Here is a 13523-nt window from a genome sequence, read left to right as displayed (position 1 = left end):
CCGGGTCATCTCAGGACCTACACGAAACCCCTCCTCGGGGCCCATATTTCCTGCATTTTCCGCTCCTAGGTTGGTCACGTTCCCGCAGACGACAAGGAGTGAACGTGACCCTCACCGATACCCGCCGACAGGCTCCTGAGGCGGTGGTGGCCAGAGCGCTGACCAAGGTGTACGGCCAAGGCGACGCGCGGGTCCACGCCCTCCGCGGCGTGGACGTCGCCTTCGCGACGGGCGCGTTCACCGCGATCATGGGCCCGTCCGGTTCCGGCAAGTCCACGCTGATGCACTGCCTGGCCGGGCTCGACACCGCGACCTCCGGCACCGTGCACATCGGCGACGTGGAGCTCACCGGGCTCAACGACAAACAACTCACGCTGCTGCGCCGCGAGCGGATCGGCTTCATCTTCCAGGCGTTCAACCTGCTGCCGACGCTGACCGCCGAGCAGAACATCCGCCTGCCTCTGGAGATCTCCGCCCGCCAGCCCGACCAGTTGCTGTTCGACCGCGTCATCGAGACGGTCGGGCTGCGGGACCGGCTCGCCCACAAGCCGACCGAACTGTCCGGCGGCCAGCAGCAGCGCGTCGCCGTGGCCAGGGCGCTGATCAGCAAGCCTCAGGTGATCTTCGCCGACGAGCCGACGGGCAACCTCGACTCGCGTAGCGGCGCCGAGGTGCTGTCGTTCCTGCGCACGTCCGTACGCGAGCTCGGCCAGACCATCGTCATGGTCACGCACGACCCGGTGGCCGCGGCGTACGCCGACCGCGTGGTGTTCCTGCGCGACGGCGAGCTGGTCAGCGAGATCAGCGCGCCCTCACCGCAGTCGGTGCTCGACACGCTGATGAAGCTGGAGGCCTGAGTTGCTGAGGACGACTCTGGCCGGGCTGCGCGCGCACAAACTGCGGCTGCTGCTCACCTCGCTGGCGATCACCCTGGGCGTCGGCTTCATCGCCGGTACGTTCGTGCTGACCGACACCATCAAAGCCGGCCTGTCGCAGCAGGCCACGGCCGAGGCGGACAAGGTCGGCCTGGCCGTACTGCCCGAGGACAGCGAGGCGGTGCTACCGGAACGCCTCCTCGACCAGATGCGCGGCCTGTCCGGCGTGCTGGAGGCGCAAGGGCTGATCCGCGGTAGCGCGCCGTTGCTGGGCAAGGACGGCAAGGTGGTCGGGAACGCGCCGACCACGGCTGTCTCGATCGTGACCGGCCGGCTCGACCGCACCACCATGATCAGCGGCACCGGCCCCGGATCCGACGACCAGGTGGCGGTGCTCGACAAGAACACCGCCAAGGCCCAGGGCCTCAAGCTCGGCGACACGATCACCGTCCTCGACTCCCGGCACCGCGAGCAGCGGTTCAGGCTGGTCGGCATCATGGACACCGGCCTGGACCAGACGCTGGCCTACACCGGCGCGGTCGGCTTCACCCCGGCCACGGCTCAGCGGATGACCAGCGCCAAGGGCTTCGCCGAGATCGACATCGCGGGCGACGGCGCGGAGCTCAAGCAGGCGGTCGCCTCCGCCGCCGGCGCGGGAGCGGTGGTCAAGACGGGCGCGGAGCTCGCCAAGAGCCTGGCGGCCGAGTCCGGCATCCAGATGGAGTCGCTGACCATCGGTCTGCTGCTGTTCGGCCTGGTGGCCATGATGGTGGCCGCGCTGGTCATCTACAACACCTTCAACATCCTCGTCGCGCAGCGGGCCAGGGAGATGGCGTTGCTGCGCTGCATCGGCGCCACGCGCGGGCAGGTGTTCGGCTCGATCGTGCTGGAGTCCACCGCCGTCGGCCTCCTGTCGTCCGTGCTCGGCCTGCTCGTGGGCTACGGCCTGGGCGCGGCCACGCTGGCCGTACTGGGCGCGCTCGACGCCCCGCTGCCCACGAACGCGGCCATCGCGCTGACGCCGGTCACGATGCTCAGCGGGCTGGGCCTCGGCCTGCTGGTCACCGTGGGGGCGGCGCTGCTGCCCGCGCGGGCCGCCACCCGGGTGGCGCCGATCGCGGCACTGCGCACGCAGGTGGAGGAGCAGACGTTCCGTACCGGCGTCGTACGCGTGGTCCTCGCCGCGCTCTTCCTCGTCGCCGGGCTCGGCACGGCCGGCTACGGGGCGCTGGTGATGGAGCCGGGCCAGATGGTGCCGCTCTTCGTCGTCATGGGCGGTGGCGCGCTGACCTTCCTGGCGGTACTCATCCTTGGACCGGTGCTGGTCAAGCCGCTGAGCGCGCTGGTCGGCTGGATCCCGGCCAGGCTGTTCGGCGTGCCGGGGCGGCTGGCGGTGGACAACTCCGGACGCAACCCCCGCCGGGCCGCCACCACGACCGTGGCGCTGACCATCGGCGTGACGCTCATGACGCTGATCTCGGTGATCACGGCCTCGACGCGGGTGACGATGACGGCCAAGCTCGACAACCAGTTCCCCATCGACTACCTGGTGGCCACCCAGGAGCGCGACGCCGCCGTCCCCCGATCGGTGGCCGACGCGCTGCGGCGCAGTCCGGAGCTGTCCTCGGTCGTACAGATCCGCGCGACCAAGGCCAAGGTCTCCGGCTCCGGCTCTGGCTCTGGCTCCGGCTCTGGCTCTGGCTCTGGCGATTCGGTGCGGGTCGGCACCTTCAGCGGACCGCTCAAGCCGGAGGTACGGTCCGGTTCGATGGATCGGTTGGCGCCGGGGCAGGTCGCGGTGGCCGACCCCGCGGCCAAGCAGTTCGGGCTACGGGTCGGCGGCACGGTCGCGGTGCGGACCGCCAAGGCCGGGACCGTCACGTTGCGGGTGGTCGCCATTCTCGCGGGCGATTCGTCGCTGCCGACGTTCACGGTGGCCGAGCGGCCCTTCGAGGAGTACTTCGGCCAGCTACCCGACACACGGGTGATGGTGAACATCAAGGACGGTGTGCCCCCCGCGCAGGCCCGCAAGGTGGTGGACGCGGCGACGGCGGCCTACCCGATGGTCAAGGTGACGAGCGCGACGGAGGTACGCGGGCAGTTCGACGACACGCTGGACATGCTGCTGATGATCATCACCGGGCTGCTGGGCCTGGCGATCCTGATCTCGCTGCTCGGCATCGCCAACACGCTGTCGTTGTCGGTACATGAGCGGACCAGGGAGTCGGCGCTGCTGCGGGCCCTCGGGCTGACCAGGCCGCAGCTGCGGCGGATGCTCTCGGTGGAGGCGCTGGTGCTCGGGCTCATCGGGGCGCTGGTCGGGGTGGTGCTCGGCGGCGTGTTCGGGTGGGCGGCGATGCGGGCGATGATCGACGGCGCCGCGTTCGTGGTGCCGGTGGGGCAGATCGCGCTGTTCGTGGTGCTTTCGGGGCTGGCGGGGGTGCTGGCCGCGGTGTTGCCCGCGCGGCGGGCGGCTCGGGCGTCGATCGTGGGCTCCCTAGCAACCGGATAAACCCCGACAAATCACGATAAAGACGGCAATTTTCGGAAAGAAAGCTGTGCGGGGCGGCGAGCCGCATCCCTCGCCGTCCCGCACACCCACCCCCGCCGCTCGCCGCTCACCGCTCGCCTGGTCAGCGAGGGGCCCGGCCGATCAGCGGGGGGTACGACCGGGCCAGAGCTCGGCAACCGTCTCCGGATCGAGGAGCGGCCGGGTGACCACCTCCCCGGACACTTTGTCGATCACGAGGCAGCCCCCGCCGACCGTACCGGGCAGGGTCGCCGGATCGTCGAGATCAGGCTCTCGCACCCAAGCGACATAGCCCTCATTGAACTCATAAATCCCCACCGAGACGGAATCGTCCGCTCGCCGCGCCCCGTTGAAGTACTCCTCCGCCAACGCCCTGGCCTGGTCGAGATTCATCCCGGTTGCCCCCGCCTGTCAACGATCACGCAGAACACCCCGGTCACGGTTGTATAGGGCGGCTCAACGGCCATGTGGCCCCGCTGGGCATCGATCCAGATCACCTCGCCGCCCGAGTTGACGGCGTTCCACGCATGAGACCCACCGCCGGGCCAGCGCACCACGATCACGGCCGCCGCCCCGTGGCCCGCCTCCAACAGCCGCCGCGCCACCATCGGATAGGCGTGCCGCCCTTGCCCCAGATACTGGAACCGCTGCCCCACCCACCGCTCGATCCGCCCCGTACCCCCGGCCTCACCGGTGACCTGCGGCCGGCCGATCCGGTCGTACTCCGGCACCCTCGGCGCCGCGGCGGCAGGCTCACCGTGCCAGGTGGACAGCACAGCCAGCGCGCAGTCGGCGGCATTGGACGCCCGAAACGGATCATCGGCCGCGCCGCCACCGTTGATCAGCCTGACCCACGTACCGCGCGGATCGGGAAACCGCGTACCGAGCGGAATCGCCAGCGCCAGATCATGCTCCACCTGCGCATCGGGCTTCGCCAGCCCCCCAGGCACCCCGTAGGGCCGGTAACCAACCAACCTCGGCGGCCTGTGCGACCGATCGAACCAGTCCCGCTCAGCGACCGCCTGCCGCCCAGCCGTCCCCACCCCGGCACCCTGCGGCGCAACCGCCCCGACCCCACCTGCCTGCGGCGCAACCGCCGCGATACCCGAGCTCGGCGAAACACTGTCCGGCGACAGCCCCAGAATGGCCGCAGCCGACCCCCCGAATATTCCTGCCCCACCCGTCGCCCCAGCGCCCGGCCCACCCGCACCACCGCTGACCCCGCTACCGCCAACCCCGCCACCGGTAACCCCCGCGCCCTCCACGAACGCCGAGCCACCAGCCGAGTCCGACCCGATCCCGGAGCCCCAGCCGCTCCCAGACGCCGATCCGCTCCGAGACGCCGCCTCAGCCACCGGGTCTCTCCCGGCGACCGAGCCACGCCCGTAGGCCAGGCCGTTCCCGGAGACTGAGCCACCCTCAGACACAGAGGACTCCCGGCCGCCCTCGGACACCGATCCGCCCCAGGATCCCGCACCACCCCAGGGCAGCGAGCCGCCACCGGACACCATTCCGCCCTCAGGCAGCGATCCGCTTCGGAACGCCGAGTCACTGCCGGAGACCGCGCCACCCCCGAACACCCGGCCGCCGCTGGACAACGAGCCGTCCCCGGGCAGCGAGCCACTCGCGGGTGCGGGCCCATGGGCCACCGCTGATTCCCCCGCTTGCGCCATTCCTCCCGGCACACCGCTCGACGCCGAGTGCCGTGAGGTGGCAGGCGCACCGTGGCGTCCGACCGACGAGGCGCCCGACCGTACGGAGGTGGAACTGGCCGGCGGCGTGGGTGGGTGGGCACCAGACGACGCGGCAGGCGGAGCACCAGACGGGTCGGCCCACGGCGCGACCGACTCCCCAGCCGGCGGAACGGCAGCGACCCCCTGCTCAACCGACCTCCCAGCTGCGGCCGACCCGCCAGCCACGGCCGGCTTCCCGGCCACGGTCGACCTTCCAACCCCAGTCGACCCTCCAACCACGGCCGACCGTTCCGGCGGGGCCGGCCATCGTGCCGCCGACCGCTCGGCCGACGGACCCGACAGCGCGGTCAGTGAGGCGCCCCACGGAGTCCCCGGCCATTCGGGTGGCGAGTCGGGCGATGGGTGGGCGGATGAGGGGGAGGCGGGCGACAGACGGCCCGAAGACAGCGACGAGCGACCGGAGGGCGGCGAACTCGGCGATACCCGACCCGAGGAGGGCAAAGCGCGGCCGGAAGGCGACGAGCCGGACGATAGGCCGCCGGAAGACGGCGAGCTCGGCCATGACCAGCCCGAAGAGGGCGATGGGCGGCCGGAAGGCAGCGGGTCAGACGATAGGCGGCCCGGAGACGGCGATAGGTGGGTGGGAGAGGGCGGGGCCGGGGTCGAGAGGGGGGAGGCGAGTAGGTCCGAGTCGGCGGCGCGCTCATAGTCGCGCCACCTGACCCCGTCACCCACCACAGGGTCGTAATGCCCCTCGGGAAGGACCCACCGCACGCTGGACTTGCGGTCGCGGAACACGTCCTGCCTCCTGTCATGGCTCGACGACCGATCGTAGGGTGACGGGCCATCCCGAGGAGGGGAAGTCAGCAAGTTTTGGCGGTCTCAACTACCCGCCTTACCTGCGCAAACAGGGAGAAGGGTCACGCTCAGGCGGCGTTGACCTGGATGGAGTGCCAGCCGCTCGCGCCGTCAGGCGCCGGCGGCGCCTGCTGTTCGGTCTGGGTACGCCCGGCCGCGTCCGTAGCCCGGACCTCGATCGTGTGCTTGCCGGCTGTGAGGTCCCAGTCGAGCGACCACTGACGCCACGTGTCGGGGCCCGGCACCTGGGCCAGTTTCGCCTGCCGCCACTCACCCCGGTCGACGCGTACCTCCACCGCGTCGATCCCGGTGTGCTGCGCCCAGGCCACGCCCGCGATCGTGGTACGGCCCGCCGTCACCGACGCGCCCGGCTTGGGCAGGTCGATGCGGGATTCGGTCTTGATGGGCCCCTTGGCGGACCAGCCGCGCGGCGTCCAGTACGCCTCGTCCCTGTCGAACCGGGTCACCTTGACGTCCACCACCCACTTGGTCGCCGAGACGTACCCGTAGAGGCCCGGGACCACCTGGCGCACCGGGAAGCCGTGCTCCACGGGCAGGGCCTCGCCGTTCATCGCGATGGCGAACAGCGCGTCGCGCCCGTCCATCACCACGTCGACCGGGGTTCCGGCGGTGAAGCCGTCGTCGGAGGTGGACAGCAGCATGTCGGCGCCGGACTGGAGGCCCGCCTCGCGCAGCAGGTCGGCCATCCGGGCGCCGAGCCAGCGGGCGTTGCCGATGTACTCGCCGCCGACCTCGTTGGACACACAGGTCAGCGTGACGTACGACTCGGTGAGGGGGCGCTTCAGCAGGTCGGCGTACGTGATCTCGATCGGCCGGTCCACCATCCCGTGGATGCGCAGCCTCCACTGCCGGGGATCGACATGCGGCACGATGAGCGCGGTGTCGACTCTATAGAAGTCATGATTTTTCGTGACGAACGGGGAAAGGCCGCGTATGCCGAGATCCGTGCCTTGGGGCAGCGGTTTGGCCGTCACCCTGGGTCTGGGCAGCGCGACCGCCACCCGGGCGGTCTCCGCCGTCTGTCTCCCGCCGAGCACCCGCCCAGCCAGCGTGGCGGCCCCCGCGACCACCACACCGCCCGCGACGCCGCCGAGCAGCCGCCGCCGGTCGAACGAGTACGGCTCCGCTCCGGTCCGCATCACGGCAGGCCGCTCAGCCTCATCAGCGGGTACGCCAGGAGAAGGGTGCTCATCAGTGGAGGATTCGCCGCCGCCGCCAGGCTCAACATCCGGAGCCGACGACGCCGACGAAACCGCCGTCGTGCCCGAAGCCGACCGAGCCACCGCCCTCACGCCCGAAGCGCCCGAAGCGCCCGAAGCGCCCGAAGCGGACGAGCCCAAGCCCGTCGCCCCCGTGCCCTCGTACGACTCCCGCACGCCCCGCGCCAGCAGCCACGTGAGCGCCCAAGCCCCGACACCGACCCCCACCACGGTCGGCACCACGTCGAACGCTCCCGCGCCCGGCCTGGTCACCACCGCCGCGATGCCCACGACGCCGAACACCCCGAGCCCCACCAGCCCGTACGCCACCCGCCGCCGCGCCAGCACCCCGATGAGCGCCGCCACCACGGCGAGCACCACCAACACACCGGCGATGAGCACGTTCTTGTCGTTCGAGCCGAAGTTGCTGATGGCGAACTCTTTGAGCCACGCGGGCGTGTTGTCCACGACCACGTTGCCCACGGCCACCACGGGAAAGGCGGCGGGCTTCAGCACCCCGGCGACGAGCTGCGCGACGCCGAGCGCCACGGCTCCGGCCACCACTCCCGCCAGCGCCCCGGCCCAGGCCGGCATCACATTGTTCTTCTGCACAATTCTGACGCTACGCCTCTGGCGGCCGGTGGTTCTTACACGATGGTTACGTCAGCTCGCGAGGAGCGCGCGGGTTACGTCAGCGCGCCATGAGCGCAACGGATACGTCAGCTCGCGATGAGGTCGCGGACGATCGGGGCGAGGGCCCGGAAGGCGCGGCCCCGGTGGCTGATGGCGTCCTTCTCGTCGGCGGAGAGCTCGGCCGCGGTGCGCGTCTCGCCCTCGGGCACCAGGATCGGGTCGTAGCCGAACCCGTTGGTGCCGCGCGGGGTCGTGACCAGATGGCCCGCCAGCGTGCCCTCGACCACGCGCCACTCCCCCGACGGCAGCGCCAGCGCGGCCGCGCACGCGAAGTGGGCGGTCAGCTTGTCGGCGGGCACGTCGGAGATCTGCGCCAGCAGCAGGTCGAGGTTGGCCTTGTCGTCGCCGTGGCGCCCGGACCAGCGGGCCGAGAACACCCCGGGCATGCCGTTGAGCACGTCGACGCAGAGACCGGAGTCGTCGGCCACCGCGGGCAGCCCGGAGCCCTGCGCCACGGCGTGCGCCTTGAGCAGGGCGTTCTCCTCGAACGTGACGCCGGTCTCGGCCACCTCGCCGATCGAGGGGAACTCCTCGAGCCCCACGATGTCGAACCCCGACAGGATCCGGCGCAGCTCAGTGATCTTGCCCGCGTTGCGGGTGGCCAGGACGATCTTCATGCTCCCAGCGCCTCCTGCTGGATCAGGGTGAGCTCCTCGCAGCCGGTGACGGCCAGGTCGAGGAGCTGGTTGAGCGCGGCGCGGTCGAACGGCGCGCCCTCGGCGGTGCCCTGCACCTCGACGAAGCTGCCGGCGCCGGTCATCACCACGTTCATGTCGGTCTCGGCCGCCACGTCCTCGGTGTAGCAGAGGTCGAGCATCGGGACCGAGCCGACCACGCCGACCGAGACGGCGGCCACCGAGTCGACCAGCGGCTCGCCGGGACACATCCGGCGCTCACGCATCCACGCGACGGCGTCGGCCAGCGCCACGTAGGCGCCGGTGATCGCGGCGGTCCGGGTGCCGCCGTCGGCCTGCAGGACGTCGCAGTCGAGCAGGACGGAGTTCTCGCCCAGGGCCTTGTAGTCGACGCAGGCCCGAAGTGAGCGGCCGATCAGCCGGGAGATCTCGTGTGTGCGCCCGCCGATCTTCCCGCGGACCGACTCGCGGTCGTTGCGGGTGTTGGTGGCGCGCGGCAGCATCGCGTACTCGGCCGTGACCCAGCCCTGGCCGCTCCCCCGGCGCCAGCGCGGCACGCTGTCCTGGACCGATGCGGCGCACAGGACCCGGGTGCCGCCGAACTCCACCAGCACCGAACCTTCGGCATGGGTAATCCATTGCCTGGTAATGGTGATGGGGCGGAGCTGGTCGGGGTTTCGGCCATCCTGTCGCGACATGCAGATCACCCTATCTCCGCGCCGCAACGCTCTTGACCGAATGTGTCCGACACATGGATCCTTACGCAATGACAACGGGGGTGTTGCGAAACCCTGACTTTCTCCGGTTCCTCAGTTCGCACGTGGCCAACGAACTCGGAGCCAACATTTCCCGCGTGGCGCTCCCTTTGGTCGCCGTGCTGGCTCTGCACGCCGGACCGCTGGAGGTCGGCGTGCTCTCCGCGCTGCAGACGGCGGCGTTCCTCGCGATCGGCCTGCCCGCGGGGGTCTGGGTCGACCGATTGCGCAGGCGCCGCGTGATGGTGACCTCCGACCTGGTCAGGTGCCTGCTGCTGGCGAGCATTCCGGTCAGCGACGCGCTGGGGCTGCTGTCGGTCGGCATGCTGTACGTGGTCGCGCTGCTGGCCGGCACCGCCCAGGTCTTCAACGACGTGGCCGACCAGACCTACCTGCCGGAGCTGGTGAGCAGAGACCGTCTGAGCGACGGCAACTCCAAGCTGGAGTTCGTCCGGTCGAGCGGCTCGCTCGCCGGTCCCAGCCTGGGCGGCGCGCTCGTGCAGCTGATCGGCGCCTCGCGCACGATGCTGGCCACGGCGCTGGCCGCGCTTGGCTCGCTGGTCTTCCTCAGCGCGATCAAGACGCCCGACCAGGCGCCGGTCGCCGAGGAACGCCCACGGATGCGGCAGGGCATCGCTGAGGGCCTCGGGTTCGTCTGGCGCGACCGGCTGTTGCGGGCGATCGTCGCCACGACCGCGGCGACCAACCTGAGCCTGAGCGCCGTGGTCAGCCTGTCCGTGCTGTTCCTGGCGGACGTGGTCCGGCTGCCGCCCGGCCTGATCGGCGTCATGCTCATGTCGGGCGCGGTCGGCGGACTGCTCGGGGGCCTCACCGGGAGCCGGTTGTTCAGCAGGTACGGCACGGCGAGGATGACCTGGCTGGCCATAGCCGTCACCTCGCCCTTCGGCCTGCTGCTGCCCATGACGCAGGCCGACTGGCGGGTCGCCTTCTTCGCGATCGCCTCGATCGCGCTCTCATGGGGCGCGATCATCTACAACGTCGGCCAGCTCACCTACCGGCAGACCGTCACGCCGGAGCGCATGCTGGGGCGGGTCAACGCGACGGTCAGGTTCATCGTCTGGGGCACGATGCCGCTGGGCGCGTTACTCGGCGGCATCGTGGCTCAGCACATCGGGGTGCGAGAGGCCCTCTGGGTGTTCATGGGCGCGCGGCTGCTGTCGTTCCTGCCGCTGATGTTCTCGCCGCTGCCGCGTCTGCGGGACTTCTCGCAGATTCAGGCCAAGTCGTAGCCAGACGGGGGTCAGGCCAGGTCGTAGACGGCCCCGCTGCGGGCCAGGTCGATCGGGCCGCTGTAGCCACCCCGGCAGGCGTCGTCCATGATGCGCTGCTGGTCGTTCCAGGGTACGAGGTGGGTGAGCACCAACCGGCCCACCCCGGCCTTGGCGGCGTGCTCGGCGGCCTCGCGGCCCGACAGGTGCAGGTCGGTGGGCAGCCCCGGCTGGTCGAGGAACGACGACTCGCACAGCATCAGGTCGGCGCCCGCGGACAGCCGCACCAGTTCGGCGGACTCACCGGTGTCGCCCGAGTAGGCCACGCTCCGGCCGCCGTGCGTGATGCGGAAGCCGTACGCCTCGACCGGGTGGTTGACCTGGCCGGCGACGACCGTGAACGGCCCGACCTCGAAGGGGCCCGGGGTGAGCGGTACGAAGTCGAAGGAGGTCTCCAGGCCCGGCTCCTCCGGCATCCCGTAGGCGGCGGCCAGGCGGCGCGGCGCGTCGGCGGGCGCGTGGACGGGCACTCGGGGGTACGGCGCGGCCGGCCCGTAGGTGCGAACCACGTGGTAGGCGCACATGTCGAGGCAGTGGTCGGCGTGCAGGTGGGTCAGGCAGATGGCGTCCACGTCGTAGAGCCCGATATGGCGTTGCAGCACTCCCAGGGCCCCGTGGCCGAAGTCGAGGAGCAGCCTGAACCCCTCGGCCTCGACGAGATAGCAGGACGATGGGCTGTCGGGGCCGGGAAAGCTCCCCGAGCAGCCGATGATGGTCACCTTCATGCGGGCCTCCCGTTAGAGGTAGTACCCCCCACTGGTGTGACTTCGACCGCATCGATCTCCGGGCCGAGGAAACGTCGCCCGAGCCGGGCGAAGAGCAAGGAGTCGCCTGTGGCGCGGAAGCGATGCCGGGGGGTGGCCTCGCTCCCTGCCGCCATGTCACGGTCGTGCAGGATGCGGTAGACGTCCTTGGCCGTCTCGTCGGCGCTGGAGACGAGCGTCACCCCGTCACCGGCGACATAGGAGATCGCGCCGGTGAGCAGCGGGTAGTGGGTGCAGCCGAGGATCAGCGTGTCGCACCCGGCCGCCCTGATGGGGGCCAGGTAGTCGCGCACGACCTCGATGAGCTCCTCGCTCGCCGTCTCTCCGCGTTCGACGTACTCCACCAGGCGTGGGGCGGCCACGCCGGTGAGCTGTACGTCGGGAGCCGCGGTGAAGGCGTCGTGATAGGCCATGGACTCGATGGTCGCCCTGGTGGCGATCACACCGACCCTGCCGGTGCGGGTGGCGCGCACCGCGCGCCGGGTGGCGGGCTGGATCACCTCGACGACCGGCACGTCGTAACGCTCGCGCGCGTCGCGCAGCACGGCGGCACTGGCGCTGTTGCACGCGATCACGAGCATCTTGACGCCGTTCTCGACGAGGTGGTCCATCACCTCCAGCGCGTAGGCCCGGACCTCGGCCAGGCGTTTCGGCCCGTACGGCTGGCGGGCCGTGTCGGCCACATAGGTGATGGATTCATGGGGCAGCTGGTCGATGATCGCCCTGGCGACCGTCAGCCCGCCTACCCCGCTGTCGAAGATCCCAATGCTCGCGTCCGGCACCTTTAGAGGGTAGGCGACCTGCGACATTCTCACTGCGTAAGAATGCTCACAGTACGCGCGTCACCCGCGGCCCACCCGGGCCAGCTGGCGGCACTGGGCGACCAGCCTGCCCTCGGAGTCCCACGCCTCGACCTCTTCGTCGAACCAGCCGTCCGAAATGAGACGGCCGCTGCCGATCAGCGTGAGCCAGCCGGGGGCGGGCAGCGCTCGCAGGTGCCAGGTGAGGTCCACGGTGGGCGCCCAGCCCCGCGCTCCGGCCGAGAACACCACGGGGGGCAGCGCGTCCACGGCCAGCGCGAGCACGTAGGGGTCGGGGTCCTGGGGCTCGGCCATCCTGAAGTACGCCCTGGACTCGGGCCGGCCGCTGGGCTCGCCGGTCAGCCAGCCGATCGTGGGCGGGTCGAAGAGCAGCTCCATCCGGGCGTTGAGCGTCATGTTGGACTCGGGCTTGGGCTCGGGCAGCTTGGCGCATTCTTCCGGCCGTGGCATGACATAGATGGATTTATCGGCGTACGTGGGCTCAACGTCGTGCAGCGTGGCCGTGGTGATCAGGCTCTCGATCTGCGCCACCCCGTCCTGGATGAGCGTCGCCCGGGTGAAGGCCGCCGTCCTGCCCGCCTTGAGCTGCTCGATCCGCACCCGGGCCGGACCGGGCACGGGCGCCTTGAGGAACTGGGCGGACGTGCTCACCGGGTGCTCGAACGGCGAGGCGTCCACGACCGCGCGCAGGATCACCGCCAGCAGGTAGCCGCCGTTGAGCGGGCCGCCGATCACATAGCCGGGGTCGAGGCAGACGTCGTAGGTGCTCTCGTCGACCCGGATCGCCTGCGTGGCCTCGTCGAACTTGGTCATCGGTCCCGCCCTCGAATCAGAACTATATTCTAGTAAGCACACAGTCTATTGCAGACCCAGAGCATCGGGCCATCAGCGTGCCTACCTGCGAAAACGCCCTCTCGCTGAGACAGTTCGATCATGGCAAGCGTTACCGAACTCATCGGGCAGTCGGTCTGGGACCCCAACGGGGTGTGGGTCGGCCACGTCGTCGACATCCGCGTGATCAAGCACAGGGGCGAGCTGCAGCAGAGCGCCACCGTCTACGGCCTGGTCGTCTCGGCCCACCGCAGACCCCTGCTCTGCCTGACGCGCGACTTGCACGGCCGCTGGGGCTGGTTCTCCCGGGCGCTGGCGCGGGTGCTTTATGTGGGATCCGCGTTCGTCCCATGGTCGAGTGTCACCGATCACGGTGACGGAGAGGTGCATATCAGCACGTCTAGAAAGGAACTCTCACGGGTCTAAGTACATTGCAAGCGTCCGTCTAGCAACATCAGCTACCGTCTCTGTGGTCATAAGTCCACATTGTGAGTTGAGTGATGTCTGCTAATAATCCCCCGAGTGGCCAGGATCCGAATCGGACGACGGCGTACCGCT

Annotated in this window: 12 protein-coding genes; 4 read left to right on the top strand and 8 right to left on the bottom strand. The window is 70.4% G+C overall.

What is annotated here, in order from left to right; translation table 11 throughout:
• Positions 1-104 precede the first annotated feature (104 nt).
• Positions 105-857 carry an ABC transporter ATP-binding protein gene (locus AB0B61_RS03300; RefSeq protein ID WP_358427203.1) on the top strand — a complete coding sequence of 251 codons (753 nt, stop codon included), beginning with the start codon at positions 105-107 and terminating at the stop codon, positions 855-857.
• 1 nt (position 858) lies between these two features.
• The gene (locus AB0B61_RS03295; protein ID WP_358427200.1) at positions 859-3387 is read left to right on the top strand and encodes an FtsX-like permease family protein; all 2529 of its coding nucleotides are present in this window, start codon (positions 859-861) and stop codon (positions 3385-3387) included.
• A 141-nt stretch (positions 3388-3528) separates the two neighbouring features.
• Here AB0B61_RS03295 and AB0B61_RS03290 read toward each other — a convergent pair whose 3' ends face one another.
• From AB0B61_RS03290 to rph, 5 genes are all read right to left on the bottom strand, one after another.
• Complete coding sequence (locus AB0B61_RS03290) at positions 3529-3798, bottom strand: hypothetical protein (RefSeq protein ID WP_358427197.1); 270 nt, start codon at positions 3796-3798, stop codon at positions 3529-3531.
• A complete protein-coding gene (locus tag AB0B61_RS03285) occupies positions 3795-4322 on the bottom strand; it encodes a toxin glutamine deamidase domain-containing protein (RefSeq protein WP_358427194.1) in 528 nt (175 codons plus the stop codon). The genes AB0B61_RS03290 and AB0B61_RS03285 overlap by 4 nt, the downstream gene beginning before the upstream one ends.
• A 1703-nt stretch (positions 4323-6025) precedes the next feature.
• On the bottom strand, positions 6026-7789 hold the full coding sequence (locus AB0B61_RS03280; protein ID WP_358427191.1) for a molybdopterin-dependent oxidoreductase: 1764 nt from the start codon (positions 7787-7789) through the stop codon (positions 6026-6028).
• Between the two features lie 107 nt (positions 7790-7896).
• Positions 7897-8487, bottom strand: a complete 591-nt coding sequence (gene rdgB / locus AB0B61_RS03275) for an RdgB/HAM1 family non-canonical purine NTP pyrophosphatase (protein ID WP_358427188.1) — start codon at positions 8485-8487, stop codon at positions 7897-7899.
• A complete protein-coding gene (rph, locus tag AB0B61_RS03270; RefSeq protein ID WP_225290424.1) occupies positions 8484-9203 on the bottom strand; it encodes a ribonuclease PH in 720 nt (239 codons plus the stop codon). Before rph ends, rdgB begins: the two co-directional genes overlap by 4 nt.
• Before the next feature lie 53 nt (positions 9204-9256).
• Here rph and AB0B61_RS03265 point away from each other — a divergent pair, with 53 nt between their 5' ends.
• A complete protein-coding gene (locus AB0B61_RS03265; protein WP_358427185.1) occupies positions 9257-10510 on the top strand; it encodes an MFS transporter in 1254 nt (417 codons plus the stop codon).
• An 11-nt stretch (positions 10511-10521) separates the two neighbouring features.
• On the opposite strand, the gene AB0B61_RS03260 is transcribed toward AB0B61_RS03265, so the two are convergent.
• From AB0B61_RS03260 to AB0B61_RS03250, 3 genes are read right to left on the bottom strand one after another with little or no spacing between them, the layout of a single operon-like run.
• A complete protein-coding gene (locus AB0B61_RS03260; RefSeq protein ID WP_358427182.1) occupies positions 10522-11274 on the bottom strand; it encodes an MBL fold metallo-hydrolase in 753 nt (250 codons plus the stop codon).
• Positions 11271-12095 (bottom strand): glutamate racemase, encoded by an 825-nt coding sequence (gene murI / locus AB0B61_RS03255; RefSeq protein ID WP_358427179.1) that lies wholly within the window; start codon positions 12093-12095, stop codon positions 11271-11273. The genes AB0B61_RS03260 and murI overlap by 4 nt, the downstream gene beginning before the upstream one ends.
• Before the next feature lie 60 nt (positions 12096-12155).
• The gene (locus tag AB0B61_RS03250; protein WP_358427176.1) at positions 12156-12947 is read right to left on the bottom strand and encodes a thioesterase family protein; all 792 of its coding nucleotides are present in this window, start codon (positions 12945-12947) and stop codon (positions 12156-12158) included.
• 120 nt (positions 12948-13067) lie between these two features.
• Here AB0B61_RS03250 and AB0B61_RS03245 point away from each other — a divergent pair, with 120 nt between their 5' ends.
• Complete coding sequence (locus tag AB0B61_RS03245) at positions 13068-13391, top strand: hypothetical protein (RefSeq protein WP_357646589.1); 324 nt, start codon at positions 13068-13070, stop codon at positions 13389-13391.
• Positions 13392-13523 lie beyond the last annotated feature (132 nt).

The organism is Nonomuraea sp. NPDC049158 (assembly GCF_040648335.1).
GTDB lineage: Bacteria > Actinomycetota > Actinomycetes > Streptosporangiales > Streptosporangiaceae > Nonomuraea.
This window is presented reverse-complemented; position numbering and strand designations above follow the sequence as displayed.